Genomic DNA, 15,441 nt, shown 5'->3' with positions numbered 1-15,441 from the left:
CCCTCCCCCTCGGGTAGCGCGGAACGTCAGCCTTCGTCGGTCTCGTCGAGCACCCAGTTGGGATCGGCCGCCCCGACATTGCGGCGGAAGGTCCACACGTCGCGGCTCTCGATCGCATCGTCGAGCGAACCGGCGACGACATTGCCATCGGCATCGCGCGTTACGGCGGCGATATCGGCAACGAACAGCACACTGATCCGCGCGATGCGCCCGTCGAGTTCGGCCGAACGGACGGTCGCGTCCTCGATCCGGATGAGGCGGTTGTCGAGCGTCTCGCCCGCTTCCTCGCGCGCGTCGATCGCCTGCGCGAAGCTCGCATAGACGTCGGCGTCGGTAAGCTCACGCAGCGTTTCCTTGTCGCCCTTCCAGAAGGCCTCGAGGATCATCCCATAGGCACCCTTGGCGCCTTCGAGGAAACCGAGCAGGTCGAAACCCGAATCGGCCGCGGCGATTGCGCGGATCCCCGCCTCGTTCACCGGAGCACGGTCTTCGCCTGCAAAACTCACGACCGGGTGGCGCAGGGCACGCGGCGCATGATCCGCCGGCGGCGGCGCTTCGCTCCGCTCGAAACGGTGCGGGATCACCTCCTCCTCGTGCTCCGACCGGCGGCCGAGCACCGAATAGAGCCGCAATCCGAGAAAGGCGGCAATCATGGCGAGGATAACGATCTCGGTGATCACTTGGGTAACCTGCTTCCAACTTCCATCGCGGAGGCGCTTCGCACTCCGACAGTCCGACTGATGTCCTGCCCTAGATAGGGACGAATTACAAACCGACAATGTTCCTGCGATGAACCACCGCCATGCCCGCGACCGGCCGAGGAGAGCGGATTGCTACGCACGCCCGACAGTGCTAGGCGCGCGCACCGAAACCCCGGCACGGCCCCAGGGCCGCAGCTTCGGGGCGCACCATCGAATTACTGGAAAGCGAATTCTCATGGCCGACGAAGGCGACGTTCTCACCGACCTCAACCCGGATCCCGCGGCGGGCGCCAATGGCGCGGACACGCAGCCCAGCGCCGGCGTGATCTCGCAATATATCAAGGACCTGTCGGTCGAGAACCCGAACGCGCCGCAGTGCTTCCAGTGGACCGAGCAGCCGCAGATCGACGTTCAGTTCAACATCGCTGCCGACAAGATCTCCGACGAGGTGCACGAGGTCACGCTCAAGATCACCTGCACCGCGCAGACCAGCCAGGGCAACCTCTACCTCGTCGACCTCGCCTATTGCGGGCTCATGGGCATGCGCAACCTGCCCGACGAGGCGGCGCACGCCTTCCTCTTCGCCGAAGCTCCGCGCATCCTGTTTCCCTTCGCGCGCCGCGTCATCGCCGACGCCAGCCGCGATGCCGGCTTCCCGCCGCTGATGCTCGACCCGATGGATTTCGGCGCGCTCTACCAACAGCAGCTGGCCGCCCGCGCGCAGGAAATGCAGGGCGAGGGCGCGACCCCGCCCGCAGGCGAGGCGTAAGGCGCTGACGCCGCAGGCAGGGCTCGGGCAATGAGCCTGCTCAAGCACGTCGGAACCATTGGCGGGCTGACCATGGTCAGCCGCCTCGCCGGGATGGCGCGCGAGATGATCTTCTCGCGCGTCCTCGGCGCCAGCGCGGTGACCGATGCCTGGTTCCAGGCCTTCATCATCCCCAACGTCTTCCGCCGCCTGTTCGCGGAAGGTGCCTTTTCGGCCGCCTTCGTGCCGATGTTTTCCAAGCGCCTCAACGGCGAGGGCGGCATCGACGATGCGCGCAGCTTTTCCAACGATGTGCTGAGCGTCTTCCTGCCAGTGCTGATCGCGCTATGCGCCGTGATGATGCTGGCCATGCCCGGGGTCATCTGGCTGCTGTCCGACAAGCCGGTCGACCCCGCGACATTCGACATGGCGGTGACCTTCGCGCGGATCATGTTCCCTTACATCCTGCTGGTGAGCCTGGTCACGCTGTTCACCGGCATGCTCAATTCGGTCAGCCGGTTCGCCCCGGGCGCAAGCTTCCCGATCATCCTCAACCTGGTGCTGATCTGCGCGCTGCTGACGGGCGATTACGCCATGGGCTCGCTCGGCTGGAGCACCGAACAGGTCGCCTATGGCGTCGCCTGGGCGGTGACCGGCGCCGGCGTGCTGCAACTCGCCTGGCTCTACTACTGGAGCCGCGTCGAGGGCTTTCGCCCGCGCCTCCTGTGGCCGCGCATCACACCCGAGGTGAAGCGCCTGTCGATCATCGCCCTGCCCGCGGCGATCGGCGGCGGAGCATACCAGATCAACACGCTGGTCCAGCTTTACTTCCTCAACCAGCTCGCGGAAGGCTCGGTCAGCTACATGAACTACGCCGACCGGCTCAACCAGCTGCCGCTGGGCATCATCGGCATCGCCCTGTCGACCGCGATCCTGCCGACGCTGTCCAAATTCGTCGGTGGCAAGAACAAGCAAGGCGCCGACCGGATCCAGTCGGACGCGATCGAATTGTCGATGCTGCTGACGATTCCCGCAGCGGTGGCGCTGGCTATCTGCGCCACGCCCTTCGTCACCATGATCTTCCAGGGTGGACGCTTCAGCGCCGAGGACGCGGCCATCTCCGGCGGCGTGCTGGCGGCGCTGGTCCTCGGACTGCCCGCCTATGTGCTGGTGAAAGTGCTCGTGCCCAATTTCTACGCGAGAGCCGACACACGGACGCCGGTCTATGCGGCCTTCATCTCGCTGGTGGTCTTCGTCGGCTTGAATTTCGCGATCCTGACCGACTTCGGTGTGGTGGGGGTCGCCTATGCCAGCGTGATCGGGGCATGGATAAATGTCGGCTACCTCTATGCCGTGCTCGTCCGGCGCGGGTATTATACCATCCCGCTTGCCCTGATCGGCCGGATCGCACGCCAGCTGGTGGCCGCCGCTGCAATGGGCCTTGCCTTGTTCTATGCGCGCGATTTGCTAACCGGCTGGTACTCGGCCGGGCTCGTCGCCCGACTGGGCGCTCTCGCAGTGCTCGTCGGCTGTTCGGCCATCGTCTATTTCGGTGTCGCCTTCGCGGTCGGTGCCATCGACCGGCAGCGCATCGCTGCCCTGACCAAGAGGAAAGATCCCTAATCCCATGCGCGTCGTCTCCGGCATCCAGCCCACCGGCAATCTCCACCTCGGCAATTACCTGGGTGCGATCCGCAACTGGGTGCGGATGCAGGACGAGATGGAGGAGGACAACCGCGCTCAAGCAGCCGCAGGCGGTAGCGCAGACAGGAACCAATGCCTGTTCTTCCTTGCCGATCTCCACGCGATCTCGCTGCCGCACGATCCGGCGGAGTTGAGGAAGGGCACGCTCGAGATGGCCGCGGCGCTGGTTGCCTGCGGTATCGATCCGCAGCGCAGCATCTTGTTCAACCAGGCGCAGGTTCCCGCGCATGCCGAATTGCAGTGGCTGCTCAACGGCACCGCGCGGATGGGCTGGCTCAACCGCATGACGCAGTGGAAGGACAAGGCAGGCAAGAACCGCGAAGGCCAGTCGGTCGCGCTGTTCGCCTATCCCGTGCTGCAGGCCGCCGACGTGCTGCTCTACCAGGCGACGCATGTCCCGGTGGGCGAGGACCAGAAGCAGCATCTTGAGCTCGCCCGCGACATCGCGCAGAAGTTCAACAACGATTTCGCGTCGGAGAATGCGCCGGTCTTCACCCTGCCCGATCCGATCGTGCCGCCGCAGGCCGCGCGGATCATGTCGCTGCGCGACGGCAGTGCCAAGATGAGCAAGTCCGACCCTTCGGACATGAGCCGCATCAACCTGGCCGACGGGGCCGACGAGATCATGAAGAAGGTCAAGAAGGCCAAGACCGATCCCGAGCCGCTGCCCAGCGAGGCCGAGGGGCTCGAAGGCCGGCCCGAGGCACTCAATCTCGTGACCATCTACGCCGCACTGTCCGATCGGAGCGTCGAGGACATCCTCGGCGAATTCGGCGGCGAGGGGTTCGGCAAGTTCAAGCCCGCGCTGGGCGAACTGCTGGTCGAGACGCTTGCCCCCATTTCGGCGCGCTTCACCGAACTGCTCAACGACCGCGAGGCGATCGACGCGATCCTCGCACGGGGTGCGGCGCAGGCGCGCGATCTGGCCCGCCCGACGCTCGATGCGACCTATCGGGCGCTCGGCCTCGTCCGCTAGGCACAGCGGGCGCTGAAACAAATGTGAATCGGGATATTCAATCCGGGTTCATGGCGGTTCGTCTATAGCCATGCACGGTAACTGGCAGTGTGCCTCGGGGAAGCGGCAGGCTGCGCAATCTGGCGTATATCTGATAGACACGCCGGTATTCGAAAGGGACTGAGCATGACCAACCTGCCACAGGGTTGGGGGCGCAAACTCAAGCTCGCCTCCATTCCCATCCTTCTCGCCGGCCTTGCAGCCTGCGCCACACCGTTTCGGGCCGATGTTTCGCGGTTCCAGACGCAAATGCCCGCGCCTCAGGGCGAGAGCTATTACGTCGTCGCGGACGATCCGGCGCTCGCCGGGGGTCTCGAATTTGCGCAATATGCCGACCTCGTCGAAGCGCAGATGAACCGGCTCGGCTATGCCGAGGCCGCCGCGCCCGATCAGGCGAGCCTGCTGGTGCGGTTCGACTATGGCGTCGACAAGGGCCGCGAGCGCGTGCGGTCGAGCGGGTTCCGCGACCCGTTCTACGACCCGTGGTACGGCTATCGCCCTTACTGGGGCTACCGCACCCGCCGGGGATATTATCGCCCGCACTATTACGGCAGCAGCTGGGGCTTCGGCTTCTACGATCCCTGGTTCGATGGGCCCGACGTGCGCAGCTACACCGTCTACACCAGCGGGATCGACCTGAAGATCGACCGCGCCGCGACTGGCGAGCGGCTGTTCGAGGGCAAGGCGCAGGCGATGTCGACCTCGAACCGGCTGCAGTATCTGGTGCCCAATCTGGTCGAAGCGATGTTCACCGACTTCCCCGGCAATTCGGGCGAGACGCTGCGTATTTCGATCGCGCCCGAAAAGACCACCGTGCGCCGCATCGACTGACGCGCGGCTTCGACCAAGGAATAAAGCGAAGGGGCCGTCCGCGCTGCGGGCGGCCCCTTCTGTTTCAGGCAAGCTTGGCGTGGCCGCCCGTCGATCCGAACCCGCCGGCGCCGCGTTCGGTCGCGTCGAGCGCCTCGACTTCTTCCCAAGCGGCTTGCGTGACCGGCGCCAGCACCAGCTGCGCCACACGATCGCCGCGCGCGATGGCAAATTCCTCCGCGCCGTGGTTGATCAGGATCACCTTCAGCTCGCCGCGATAATCGCTGTCGATCGTCCCGGGCGTATTGGGCACGGTGATGCCGTGCTTGAGCGCGAGGCCCGAGCGCGGCCGGACCTGGATCTCGTATCCCTGCGGTATCGCAAGCGCGAGGCCGGTCGCCACCGCATGGCGCTGGCCCGGCGCGAGCGTGACGTCCTCCGCTGCGAGTACATCCATCCCCGCAGCGCCTTCGGTGGCATAGGCGGGCAGGGCGAGATCCTGTCCATGCGGCAGGCGTTTCACCTGCACGCCGATACGCTCAGTCATGCTGTTCCTCTATCGCTTGCAGCGCTGCGGCGGCGCGTGCCACCAGTTCGCGTGCAACGTCTTCCTTGGGCATTTCGGGCAGGCTTTCGATACCTGCCGACGTGACGATATGCACCTGGTTGAGATCACCCCCCATCACACCGTCGCCCTCGGCAACCGAGACATTGTTGGCAATGATCCAGTCGGCGCCCTTGCGCTTGCGCTTGGTCTTGGCGTTCTCGACCACGTTCTCGGTCTCGGCGGCAAAGCCGACCAGCAAGGTCGGGCGATTGCGCCCCGCCGCGGTGCCGGCGAGGATGTCGGGATTCTCGGCGAGGATCAGCGCGGGCGGCGCGCTGCCGCGCTTCTTCATCTTCTCGCCCGCGACATGGCGGCTCTTCCAGTCGGCCACGGCGGCAACCATGAAGGCGATATCGGCAGGGAGCGCCTTGCGCACTTCCTCGGCCATGTCGTCGGCGGTCTCGACATCGACGCGATCGACCCCGACCGGTGTCGGCAGGTTGACCGGACCGGCGACCAGCGTCACGCGCGCGCCCGCGGCGGCGGCCATGCCCGCGATGGCGAAGCCCTGCTTCCCGCTCGACCGGTTGGCGATATAGCGCACCGGGTCGATCGGCTCATGCGTCGGCCCTGCGGTGATCAGCACGTGCTTGCCGTAGAGCGGGCGATGCGCGGGATCGGGATCGAATGCCGCCTGCCCCGCGAGCGGCGAGGCGGCGAAGGCGGCAGCGCGCGCCTGCGCATCGTCCGCATCATAGGCCAGCGCGCTGGGATCGGTGGGCGGTGCAGCCGAGGCCTTGCCCTTGGTCGCCAGGATCGCACCGGCATCAGTGGGCTGTTCGGTGGGAGCCGGAAAGTCGGCCTCGTAAGGCTGCTCGGGCTCGGGCTGATCGCCGAGTTCGGCCTCGATGTCCTCGTGGCTGCGCTGCGGGGTCGATCGCGGGATGATCATCGCCAGAAGCCCGCCAAGGCCACCGCCACTCTTCTCCGGCTCTTCCTCTTCCCCGGGTTCCGGCTCGATCTCCTCGGGGGCGGACAATTGCGCCGGCGCGGCAGCCAGCTCGGGCAGATCGAGGTCGAGATCGAGCGCCCCGGCGATCCGGTTCATCACCGCGGGCGGTTCGGGCAATCGGCCGGGGCCGAACTCGCCGCAGGCCATCGGCCCCTCGTCGGGCTCCATCACCGCCACCCCCGCCTGCCGCAGCCAGTCGACATTGCGCTGCGTCGCCGCATGCTCCCACATCCGCACATTCATCGCGGGCACCGTCAGCACCGGTTTGTCGGTGGCGAGGATCAGCGTGGTGGCCAGATCGTCGGCAATGCCCGCTGCCATCTTGGCGAGCAGGTCGGCCGTCGCCGGGCACACGACCACGAGGTCGGCCTCGCGGCTCAGCTGGATATGCCCCATCTCGACCTCGTCCTTGAGATCGAAGAGAGAGGTATAGACCTTGTTTTCGGACAGCGCGGCGAGCGCCATCGGGGTGACGAACTGCTGCCCGCCATCGGTCAGCACGCAGGTTACCTCGCCCCCCGCCCTGCGGATCAGCCGGACGAGCTCGCACGACTTGTAGGCGGCGATGCCACCGCCGATGACGAGCAGGATCTTCGGCCCGCTCACGCCGCCGCCCCGCTCGTACGCGCCCAGCCGGCGCAGGTGTGCGCGCGGCGGCAAATGCATTCGATACCGATCATCGCTGCGCTTGCTAGCGCCCCCCGTGTGGCAATGCCAGCATCGAGCGCTGGCGTTTTTCCCGTTTCGCCCTAACCTTGCGTGGTGAAAAAAGGGGAAACGGGGGGAAATTCGATGCACGTGATCCTGAGCGCGGTGCTGCTGGCGCTGGCGATCGTCGACCTGGTACTGGGAACCAGCTTCCTGGTCGATCCGGCCGGCGGAGCGAGCGATTTCGGTCTCGCGATCGTCTCGCGTCACGGCGAATCGACGCTGCGCGGCGACATGACCGCCTTCTTCTACGTCGGGGCGCTGTCGCTCGCCTGGGGCGCGTGGCGCCGCCGCGGCGACGCGCTGCTGCCCGCGCTTGGCTTGTTCGCCATCGCCTTTACAGGTCGCTTCATCAACGTCGTGGCGCAGGGCCCCTATGCGGGCTGGATGGTTCCGATGAGCGTCGAGGCCTTCCATTGCCTCCTGATCATCGTGGCGATCCGGGCCTGGGGCCTGGCGCGGCCGGACGCCTGAGCGCAGCCGCGAGATCGCTCGCGGCGCGGGGCACGAAAGCGAGACCGACGCCATAGGCGGGGACGAAGAGCCCCATCCAGTAGAAGTTCTCCAGCCGGGCGAAGATCGCCGCAGCGGCGATGAAGCCGGCGAACCACAGGCTCGCGAAGGCGCCCAGCCGCCCGCCGAGCGAGAGCCAGCCGAGCAGCGCGAGCACGATCAGCGGGCCTGCGATCCAGTGCGGCAGCAGGACCAGCAGCGTCGTCACGTCGATGCCGTAGAAGGGGAGCGACAACCCCAGCATGCCGTGCCACCCCTCCGAATGGAGATCGCCGGGAAGCCGCACCGCCGCCACCGCACCGGCGTGGAGTGCGAGCCCCGCCGCAATCAGCGCGATCGCGCCGACAATGCCTGCGAGGCGTTTCCGATCTCCTGCCAGAAGGGCGACGGCGCCCCAGGCCAGCAGGAAGGGCAGTGCCAGTTCGCGCAGGGCGATGGCGAAGCCCGCCAGCGCCAGCGCCGCCCACCATGCCTTGCGAAACGACAGCGCCAGCGCAAGGGACAGCATCAGGCCTGCTAGCGCCTCGTGACTGAACGCGATCTTCTCGAAGAAGGTCAGCATGCCGAAATAGCCCGCGAGCGCCGCCGCGGCATAGCGTTCGGGCCTGCCGACCCGCTCGCGCAACACGGTGAACCAGGCGAGAATATTGGCCGCCCACAGCAGTACGGCGATCAGGCGCCATCCCTGCGCACCCCACAGCGCGGTGGTCCACGCCAGCACAGGCGTACGCACGGTGACGAAGGGCGAGGTCGGAAACCCGCGTTCGCGCTGCAATTCGGCAGCGACCTCGTAATAGTCCTCTCCCGCGGCAACGCGCGCATCGATGGTGCTGTAGAGGTCCATATCGGGACGCTCGCCCAGCTTGGTGCGTTTGGCGATATCGGCCTCGTGCTGGACATGGCGGTGGGTGATCGCAGGCGCGCTCCAGACGCAGGCCACCGCCGTCAGCAGCAGGAGCAGCACCGCGGCCCAGCGCGGCAGCAGGCGCAGGGGGCGCTCGGGCAGCATCATCCGCGCCCCCGCGCGGATCGCACGAGAGATGAGAGCGCCAGAGGCACGAAGGCCAGCCCGATGAACAGCGCCGGGGCGACCACCGCGCCCCAGTAGAAATTGTTCGCCCGCCCCGCGAGCATGAAGGCCAGCCCATAGCCGAGGTAGAGCAGCGTTCCGGTGGCCCCGGCAGGCGATTTCCAGCCGGCCCAGCCGAGCACCATCAGCAGCACCAGCGGTCCGGCCACTTCATGCGGCAGGAAGCGCAGGTTCGAACTGAGCACCACATTGCCGAGCCAGCCCGAAAGCCCGCGCAGCACCAGCCAGTCGGGGCTCGCGGGATCGGTCGGCAGCACGTACGGCGCGATCAGTGCAAGGTGCCAGGTTAGGGCCGCGAGGAAGGCGAGCGCGAGCGCCGCCCATGCCGCCGCCTCTTTCCAGTCGCGACGCCAGGCCGCCATCGCGCCCATCAGCAGAACGAAGGGCAGCGCATGTTCGCGGACCGCCAGCGCCAGCGCGGCAACGGCCAGCGAGGCCCCCCAGCGCCCCGGCCGGTGCAGCGCAAAGGCGAGCGCAAGCAGCATCCCCGCCCACAGTTCGTGGAGTACGAAGTAATAGCGGTTGAGGCCGAGCGATCCGCCCATCAGCATCAGCGCAGCGCCGATCCGCTGCCGGGGCGGACCGCCCGGCTCCTCGCCCAGCCGCTTCCACCATGCCCAGACGCAGGCTCCGAGAAGCAGCACCGCGAGCACCAGCATCCCAGCTTCGCCCAGCCAGGCATGGAGATAGGCGAGCGTCGGCAACCTCACCGCGAGGCCCGGACGCACCGGATAGTCGCTCGCGCGCTGTTCCTCGACGATGAAGTCGTAATAGCGCTCGCCCCCCGCGATCCGGGCGATCACCCTGTCGTAAAAGGCGAGGTCGTCGTCGCGTTCGGTCTCGACCGCCTTCACGTCATCGCCAACCAGCGCGGGCACATCGGCGGATGCTCCGTCCATGCTGGCGGTGAGCGGCGCGAGGGCGGCAAGCACCAGCAGCGCGGCGAGCGCTGCCAGCAGCAGGCGCGCGGGCCATGGGCGCCAATGGGCGAAGCGGTCCCAGCCGGGCGCCGCTGCGGGGTCGGCTAGCCGATCCACCCCTGCGTCAACGCTGCCCATGCCGCGAGCCCCCCTGCCACTGCCGCGCCGATATAGCCGAGCAGCCCGGAGCCGCGCGCCCTGCGGCGGCGCCTTTCCCACATCAATTCGACCTTTGGCAACGGCGGCGGTTCGGGGGCTCCGCCCTTGGCCGGGAAGCGATCCTCTATCCGGCGCACCAGTTCGGGAATGCGCAGCAGCGTTTCGGTATCCTCGCGGATGCGGTCGGCGATGGCGGCTTCCGGCCCCAGTTCGTCGCGGATCCAGCTGCGCACATAGGGCGCGCTGGTATCCCACATGTTGATGCTGGGATTGAGCTGGGTGGCGATGCCTTCGACCATCACCATGGTCTTCTGCAGCAGCAGCAGATGCGGCTGCGTCTGCATGTCGAAGTCGCGGGTGATGGCGAACAGCCCGTCGAGCATCTGGCCGACCGACAGCTCGCTCACCGGCTTGCCGCGCATCGGCTCGCCCACCGCCCTCAGCGCCGTCGCGAACTCGTCGACATTGTGATAGCTCGGCACATATTGCGCCTCGAAATGGATCTCGGCGACGCGTTTGTAATTGCCCGTCGTCAGCCCGTAGAGGATTTCCGCCAGCCACATCCGCGCACGGCGGTCGATCCGGCCCATGATGCCGAAGTCGATCGCGGCGATGGTCCCGTCCGCCTTCACGAACAGGTTCCCCTGGTGCATGTCGGCGTGGAAGAAACCAGCCGCGATCGCCTGCTTGAGGAAGGCGAGGACAAGGCGGCTCGCCAGCTCTTCGGTATCGTGCCCGGCGGCCCTGAGCGCCTCGACATTGCTGATCTTGATACCGTCGATCCAGTCGACCGTCATCACCCGGCCATTGGTGCGGTCCCAGTCGATACCGGGAATCTCGTAGCCTTCGGTGCCGACCATATGTTCGGCGAGTTCCGAGGCACTGGCCGCCTCGCGCCGCAGGTCGAGTTCGCGATTGGTCCAGCGCTTGAAATTGGCGATGACCAGCCGCGGGCGCAGGCGCGCAGCCTCGCCGCCCATCGCCTCGACATGCGCGGCGGCCCATTCGTAGGTGTCGATATCGCGCGCAAACTGCTCGCGCACGCCGGGGCGCAGCACCTTGACCGCGACCCGGCGGCCCTCGGTGGTCACCGCGCGGTGGACCTGCGCGATCGAGGCCGCGCCCACGGGCACGGGATCGAATTCGGCATAGAGGCTCTCGAGCGGCGCCTCGAAACTTGCCTCGATGCTCTGCCTGATCTGCTCGAAGCCGACCGGCGGAAGGTCGTCCTGCAGCTTCAGCAGGTTGCGCGCCGGTTCCTCACCCACAAGATCGGGTCGCGTCGCAAGCGTCTGGCCCAGCTTGATCGCCGCCGGGCCTATATCGCGGAAAGCCCCTGCGTAATCGCGCTCACCCTTCGTGCCGGTGAAGGAGACCCAGCGCGCGAGCTTGACCAGCCTTTTCACCGGGACAGGGGCGTTCGGGTCCTGCTCGATCCCCACCAGCGCACGGTGCCGCGCCAGCGTGATGCCCCATTTGAAGAGGCGCCAGATATGCGTTGCAGGGCGTGCCACCCTAGACCTTCCACCCCGAGTGGATATTCACCGCGCCGCCGAGGATCTTCTCCACCCGCGTGTTCTCGAAGCCCGCATTGCGGATCATCGCTTCGAATTCGGGCGGCTTGGGGAAGCGGCGGATCGATTCTGCGAGGTAGCGATAGCTGTCCTCGTCGCCCGCAATCGCTTTGCCGATCTGCGGCATGACCTTGTGCGAATAGAGGTCGTAGATCTCCTTGAACCCCGGCCAGTCGGTCTGGCTGAATTCCATGCAGTAAAAGCGCCCGCCGAACTTCAGCACACGGTGCGCTTCCTTCAGCGCCTTGTCGATGAAGGTGACGTTCCGGATGCCGAAGACGATGGTGTAGGCATCGAAAATCCGGCTCGAAAAGGTCAATTCCTCGGCATTCTGGCGGCTCCACACGAGCCCGTCGATCCCGCGCTCCATCGCGCGTTCGATGCCGACATCGAGCATGTCCTGGTTGATGTCCGAGACGGTGACGCTCGCGCCCTTGGCCGCCATGCGGAAGGCGATGTCGCCCGTACCGCCCGCCATGTCGAGGATGGCCTCGCCCGGCTGCGGCTTCACGCGGGCGACGAAGCGGTTCTTCCACAGGCGATGCATGCCGCCCGACATGGCATCGTTCATGATGTCGTACTTGGCGGCAACGCTCGAAAAGACTTCGCCCACGCGGCCTGTTTTCTCCGAGGCGTCGATGTCTTCGTAGCCGAAGGATACGGTGTCGTTCATGGGAGGTGGCGTTAGGGAATGTTTTCAGCGCAGTCCATGAGTCCTTGCTGCGTGCGCCTTCGACATCCGTCGAACGCTTGCTGTGCCGTCCCGCTCCCCCACCCGAAGTCCTTGTTGCGTGCGTGCCGGACATCCGTCCGTCCCTTCGGCACCAGCCCTCACCCCCACCCGGCCACCCACGGAATTATACTGATGGGTGGCCGGGTGGGGGTGAGGGCTGGTGCGGCGTCCGGCGATCTGCCATTTCCACCTGCGACACCTTGCCACTCGCCGGAAAACCAAGAATTGCCCGAGCTGCCCGAAGTCGAAACCACCGTCCGAGGCCTCGCGCGCTTTCTCGAGGGCGAGCGGATCGTCAGTGTGCGCGTGAACCGGCCCGACATGCGGCGGCCCTTCCCGCCCGATCTCGTCCAGGCGCTGACCGGCGCGACCGTTTCGGGGCTGTCGCGGCGGGCGAAATACGGCATCCTCCACACCGACCGCGGTCACGCGATGGTGTTCCACCTCGGCATGAGCGGGCGCTGGCGGATCGATCCCGAAGAATCCGACAAGCACGATCATCTGGTGCTGGCGACAGAGGCCCATGTCTTCGCGCTCAACGACCCGCGGCGCTTCGGCTCGGTCGACCTGCTGCTCGCGCCCGAACTCGATCTGTGGCCGCCCTTTGCCGCGCTGGGACCGGAGCCCTTGGGCGATGACCTCACCCCGGAGCACCTGCGCGCAGCCACGCGCGAGCGCAAGCAGGCGATCAAGCTGCTGTTACTGGACCAGCGGATCGTGGCGGGCCTCGGCAATATATATGTCTGCGAAGCGCTGTGGCACGCCGGCATCCATCCGCGAAAACCTGGCGGCAAGGTGACCATGCCGCAGCTTCGCCGCCTCGTCCCCGCGATCAAGGACGTCTTGGAGCGCTCGATCCGCGACGGCGGCAGCACCTTGCGCGATTTCGCCCAGCCCGACGGCGAACTCGGCTATTTCGCCACCCGCTTCCACGTCTACGGCCGCGAGGGCGAGGCGTGCCACCATGAGGACGGCGGCACGATCCGCCGTATCATCCAGGGCGGACGCAGCACCTGGTTCTGCCCGGTTTGTCAGCGGTAGCAGGCGTGGATACCGACAGAAGACGATCTGCCGGTCAATCAGGCGCGCAATAACACTACTCGGTCGAAGGGTCAGACTCGAGAGAGTCGAGCTCGGCGTCCCATTCGCCTGTCGCAGCCTCCATCTCTCCAGCGATTTCTTCCATTGTGGCTTCGGCCTCGTATCCCAAGGGATCGCTGCCGGGGGTGGATGCGCTTCCGAAAAGGTGGTCCGAAGCTGCCGACTGCGCGTTGATCGTCACCAAGAACCCGAAGGCTCCCAAAACTGCCAGACCTGCGCCGATCGTGGCGGGGACATCGTGCAAACCCCGCTCATCCCGACGGGCCTTGCCAAGGCTCCACAGTTCGAACGCCTTAACGACGAGATAGAGGCACCCCATCCAGCCAATGATTTGCAACATACGATTTTCCTTGATGCGCGCCGCCGAGAAGTTGGCTCAACAGCGATCGCCCAAGCTACATTTATTCAATTATTTACAAGTGCTTAAATGCGTTTTTCTGCGGATAAATGGTGCCGTCGCCAGTTACGCATCCACCAGCGCGTAATGCGGCGGCGGGGGTAGGCCTTCCATCTTCTCGCTGAGCAGCGGGCGAAAACTCGGGCGGCTTTTCATCACCGAATACCAGTGGCGCGTCTGGTCGTGCCCCTTCCAGTCGATCCCGCCGAGATAGTCGGCCACCGAGAGCTGCGCCGCGCAGGCGAGATCGGCGAGGCTCAGCGTGGGCCCGGCGAGCCATTGGCGGTTGTCGATCAGCCAGTCGACATAGTCGAGATGCGCATGCGCATTCTTCATCGCCTCGCGCAGCATCCGCGAATCGGGCGGCTGGCGCAGCACGAGGCGCTTCTTCATCCGCTCGTGCAGCAGCGGCCCGGTGACGTCGGCGTGGAAATTCTCGTCGAACAGCGCGACCAGCCGGCGAATCTCGGCGCGTTGCAGCGCCGATCCGTTGATCATCGGATTGCGATCGACCGTTTCCTCGAGGAATTCGCAGATCGCCTGGCTGTCGGACAGCGCGGCATGGCGCGCCGGATCGTGCAGCACCGGAGTGCGCCCCGCCGGATTGAGATGCCAGAATTCGTCACGCCCCTCCCACGGGTTCTCGCGCACGAGCTCGTAGGCGATGTTCTTCTCGCCCATCAGCAGACGCAGCTTGCGGCTGAAGGGGCACAGGGGGAATTGGTAAAGCTGCCACATGGATAGTCCGCCTTGCCACACACGCCGGGCGCGCGTCCACTGGCGCGCGGACACAAGAGGCGAATTTAGCGGTGGATCAGTCGCGTGCGGGCATGGCCTCGCGCATGCGCCTGGCCATTTCGCGCAGCATCGGGGTCATCGCGGCCACTCCCTCGGCCATCGCCCCTGCGGCCTGCATGGCGCGCGGAACATTGCGCGCGACCTCTTCGCTCACGCGGCCCGCATCGGGCGCCATGCTGCGCAGCGTCGTGTCGGGATCGATGGCCTCGGCCTTCTCGCCCGCCATCTCGGCGGCAGCCTGCGCCAGCGGGGCGATCGGCATGTCGAGCAGGACTTCGGTCATCGCCTGGAGCATCAGCGCCATCTCGCGCTGGCTGGCGGGATCGCGCATCTGGTCGGCCAGCTCGGCGAGCGGCGGCGTAGCGGGTGCTGCATCCTGCGCCAGGGCTGGCACCGGGAGCGCAAAAGCCGCAAGCGCGGCGGGCAGAACGAATATACGCATGGACAATCCCCGGTCGGATTTCGAATCGGGCGCCTGACTAGCGCGCAATCCGTGACCCGATCCTGAACGCAGCTAGAGCGCCGAGGCGTCGAGCATCATGAGGCAGGCGGGCATGACCTCGCCCACGCGCTCAGGCGAGGCTCCCAGATCTTCCGATTCGCGCTTCACCAGCGCCACGATCGTCTCGCGGTCGGCACCGAGTTCATCCATCAGCTGCGCCGCGGTGCGGACGAAGAACTCCTGCCCGCGCTTGTCCATGGCCGGGTATTCGTCGAAGGCGGGCACGCCCTGCCTCTGGCCCATGTGAACCAGCCCGAAGGCGACCGAACAGCGCAATGCGCTGGCCTGTTCGAGGGTGAGCGCGGGCAGCGCTGGCGCAGTGGTGGCCTGCGCGAGCGTAAGGGCGAGCGGAGCGAGGATTGCGAGCATTGCGCCGTTTCTAGACCGGCCAGGCTGAACCGCAAGCGAC

General features: G+C 66.5%; 17 protein-coding genes. 6 read left to right on the top strand and 11 right to left on the bottom strand.

Translation table 11 applies throughout. The features are described 5' to 3' along the window. Positions 1–26 precede the first annotated feature (26 nt). The gene (locus tag ACEQZ0_RS12155) at positions 27–680 is read right to left on the bottom strand and encodes a Tim44/TimA family putative adaptor protein (RefSeq protein ID WP_370191071.1); all 654 of its coding nucleotides are present in this window, start codon (positions 678–680) and stop codon (positions 27–29) included. Positions 681–936: 256 nt separating this feature from the next. Between ACEQZ0_RS12155 and secB the strand changes: the two genes are divergently transcribed. The 4 genes from secB (at position 937) to ACEQZ0_RS12135 (ending at position 4,999) form a co-directional block, all read left to right on the top strand. After that, positions 937–1,470, top strand: coding sequence for a protein-export chaperone SecB (gene secB / locus ACEQZ0_RS12150; RefSeq protein ID WP_370191070.1), 534 nt, complete (start codon positions 937–939; stop codon positions 1,468–1,470). Between the two features lie 30 nt (positions 1,471–1,500). Then, positions 1,501–3,072 (top strand): murein biosynthesis integral membrane protein MurJ, encoded by a 1,572-nt coding sequence (gene murJ, locus ACEQZ0_RS12145; RefSeq protein WP_370191069.1) that lies wholly within the window; start codon positions 1,501–1,503, stop codon positions 3,070–3,072. Positions 3,073–3,076: 4 nt separating this feature from the next. Then, positions 3,077–4,129: a tryptophan--tRNA ligase gene (gene trpS, locus ACEQZ0_RS12140; RefSeq protein WP_370191068.1), complete on the top strand. Its 1,053-nt coding sequence runs from the start codon at positions 3,077–3,079 to the stop codon at positions 4,127–4,129. 165 nt (positions 4,130–4,294) lie between these two features. After that, entirely contained in the window at positions 4,295–4,999 is a 705-nt protein-coding gene (locus ACEQZ0_RS12135) for a DUF4136 domain-containing protein (RefSeq protein WP_370191067.1), read from the top strand. A 64-nt stretch (positions 5,000–5,063) separates the two neighbouring features. On the opposite strand, the gene dut is transcribed toward ACEQZ0_RS12135, so the two are convergent. Together dut and ACEQZ0_RS12125 are read right to left on the bottom strand one after the other, a co-directional pair. Then, positions 5,064–5,525: a dUTP diphosphatase gene (gene dut / locus ACEQZ0_RS12130; protein ID WP_370191066.1), complete on the bottom strand. Its 462-nt coding sequence runs from the start codon at positions 5,523–5,525 to the stop codon at positions 5,064–5,066. Further along, the gene (locus ACEQZ0_RS12125) at positions 5,518–7,203 is read right to left on the bottom strand and encodes a bifunctional phosphopantothenoylcysteine decarboxylase/phosphopantothenate synthase (RefSeq protein WP_370191065.1); all 1,686 of its coding nucleotides are present in this window, start codon (positions 7,201–7,203) and stop codon (positions 5,518–5,520) included. Before ACEQZ0_RS12125 ends, dut begins: the two co-directional genes overlap by 8 nt. A gap of 126 nt (positions 7,204–7,329) precedes the next feature. Between ACEQZ0_RS12125 and ACEQZ0_RS12120 the strand changes: the two genes are divergently transcribed. Beyond that, complete coding sequence (locus tag ACEQZ0_RS12120; protein WP_370191064.1) at positions 7,330–7,719, top strand: hypothetical protein; 390 nt, start codon at positions 7,330–7,332, stop codon at positions 7,717–7,719. Here ACEQZ0_RS12120 and ACEQZ0_RS12115 read toward each other — a convergent pair. The 4 genes from ACEQZ0_RS12115 to ACEQZ0_RS12100 are packed head-to-tail and all read right to left on the bottom strand — an operon-like array spanning position 7,673 to position 12,174. Continuing rightward, positions 7,673–8,770: a hypothetical protein gene (locus ACEQZ0_RS12115; protein WP_370191063.1), complete on the bottom strand. Its 1,098-nt coding sequence runs from the start codon at positions 8,768–8,770 to the stop codon at positions 7,673–7,675. The two genes, ACEQZ0_RS12120 and ACEQZ0_RS12115, sit on opposite strands and share 47 nt — an antisense overlap. Beyond that, entirely contained in the window at positions 8,767–9,906 is a 1,140-nt protein-coding gene (locus ACEQZ0_RS12110; protein WP_370191062.1) for a hypothetical protein, read from the bottom strand. Before ACEQZ0_RS12110 ends, ACEQZ0_RS12115 begins: the two co-directional genes overlap by 4 nt. Beyond that, positions 9,873–11,441, bottom strand: coding sequence for a 2-polyprenylphenol 6-hydroxylase (gene ubiB / locus ACEQZ0_RS12105; protein ID WP_370191061.1), 1,569 nt, complete (start codon positions 11,439–11,441; stop codon positions 9,873–9,875). The genes ACEQZ0_RS12110 and ubiB overlap by 34 nt, the downstream gene beginning before the upstream one ends. A gap of 1 nt (position 11,442) precedes the next feature. After that, the gene (locus tag ACEQZ0_RS12100; RefSeq protein WP_370191060.1) at positions 11,443–12,174 is read right to left on the bottom strand and encodes a class I SAM-dependent methyltransferase; all 732 of its coding nucleotides are present in this window, start codon (positions 12,172–12,174) and stop codon (positions 11,443–11,445) included. Positions 12,175–12,459: 285 nt separating this feature from the next. Between ACEQZ0_RS12100 and mutM the strand changes: the two genes are divergently transcribed. Further along, positions 12,460–13,275 (top strand): bifunctional DNA-formamidopyrimidine glycosylase/DNA-(apurinic or apyrimidinic site) lyase, encoded by an 816-nt coding sequence (mutM, locus tag ACEQZ0_RS12095; RefSeq protein WP_370191059.1) that lies wholly within the window; start codon positions 12,460–12,462, stop codon positions 13,273–13,275. Positions 13,276–13,330: 55 nt separating this feature from the next. Here the strand turns inward: mutM and ACEQZ0_RS12090 are convergent, their stop codons facing one another. From ACEQZ0_RS12090 to ACEQZ0_RS12075, 4 genes are all read right to left on the bottom strand, one after another. Then, on the bottom strand, positions 13,331–13,675 hold the full coding sequence (locus tag ACEQZ0_RS12090; RefSeq protein WP_370191058.1) for a hypothetical protein: 345 nt from the start codon (positions 13,673–13,675) through the stop codon (positions 13,331–13,333). A 123-nt stretch (positions 13,676–13,798) separates the two neighbouring features. After that, entirely contained in the window at positions 13,799–14,470 is a 672-nt protein-coding gene (locus tag ACEQZ0_RS12085; protein WP_370191057.1) for a glutathione S-transferase family protein, read from the bottom strand. Between the two features lie 76 nt (positions 14,471–14,546). Then, positions 14,547–14,972, bottom strand: coding sequence for a hypothetical protein (locus tag ACEQZ0_RS12080; protein ID WP_370191056.1), 426 nt, complete (start codon positions 14,970–14,972; stop codon positions 14,547–14,549). A gap of 72 nt (positions 14,973–15,044) precedes the next feature. Beyond that, on the bottom strand, positions 15,045–15,401 hold the full coding sequence (locus ACEQZ0_RS12075; RefSeq protein ID WP_370191055.1) for a hypothetical protein: 357 nt from the start codon (positions 15,399–15,401) through the stop codon (positions 15,045–15,047). Positions 15,402–15,441 lie beyond the last annotated feature (40 nt).

The sequence above is a fragment of the Qipengyuania sp. genome (assembly GCF_964227205.1).
Lineage (GTDB): Bacteria > Pseudomonadota > Alphaproteobacteria > Sphingomonadales > Sphingomonadaceae > Qipengyuania.
This window is presented reverse-complemented; position numbering and strand designations above follow the sequence as displayed.

Coding starts and splice junctions, on each gene's coding strand:
- secB (WP_370191070.1), top strand. CDS start 937: ATGGCCGACGAAGGCGACGTTCTCACCGACCTCAACCCGGATCCCGCG.
- murJ (WP_370191069.1), top strand. CDS start 1,501: ATGAGCCTGCTCAAGCACGTCGGAACCATTGGCGGGCTGACCATGGTC.
- trpS (WP_370191068.1), top strand. CDS start 3,077: ATGCGCGTCGTCTCCGGCATCCAGCCCACCGGCAATCTCCACCTCGGC.
- ACEQZ0_RS12135 (WP_370191067.1), top strand. CDS start 4,295: ATGACCAACCTGCCACAGGGTTGGGGGCGCAAACTCAAGCTCGCCTCC.
- dut (WP_370191066.1), bottom strand. CDS start 5,525: ATGACTGAGCGTATCGGCGTGCAGGTGAAACGCCTGCCGCATGGACAG.
- ACEQZ0_RS12125 (WP_370191065.1), bottom strand. CDS start 7,203: ATGCATTTGCCGCCGCGCGCACACCTGCGCCGGCTGGGCGCGTACGAG.
- ACEQZ0_RS12120 (WP_370191064.1), top strand. CDS start 7,330: ATGCACGTGATCCTGAGCGCGGTGCTGCTGGCGCTGGCGATCGTCGAC.
- ACEQZ0_RS12115 (WP_370191063.1), bottom strand. CDS start 8,770: ATGATGCTGCCCGAGCGCCCCCTGCGCCTGCTGCCGCGCTGGGCCGCG.
- ACEQZ0_RS12110 (WP_370191062.1), bottom strand. CDS start 9,906: ATGGGCAGCGTTGACGCAGGGGTGGATCGGCTAGCCGACCCCGCAGCG.
- ACEQZ0_RS12100 (WP_370191060.1), bottom strand. CDS start 12,174: ATGAACGACACCGTATCCTTCGGCTACGAAGACATCGACGCCTCGGAG.
- ACEQZ0_RS12090 (WP_370191058.1), bottom strand. CDS start 13,675: ATGTTGCAAATCATTGGCTGGATGGGGTGCCTCTATCTCGTCGTTAAG.
- ACEQZ0_RS12085 (WP_370191057.1), bottom strand. CDS start 14,470: ATGTGGCAGCTTTACCAATTCCCCCTGTGCCCCTTCAGCCGCAAGCTG.
- ACEQZ0_RS12080 (WP_370191056.1), bottom strand. CDS start 14,972: ATGCGTATATTCGTTCTGCCCGCCGCGCTTGCGGCTTTTGCGCTCCCG.
- ACEQZ0_RS12075 (WP_370191055.1), bottom strand. CDS start 15,401: ATGCTCGCAATCCTCGCTCCGCTCGCCCTTACGCTCGCGCAGGCCACC.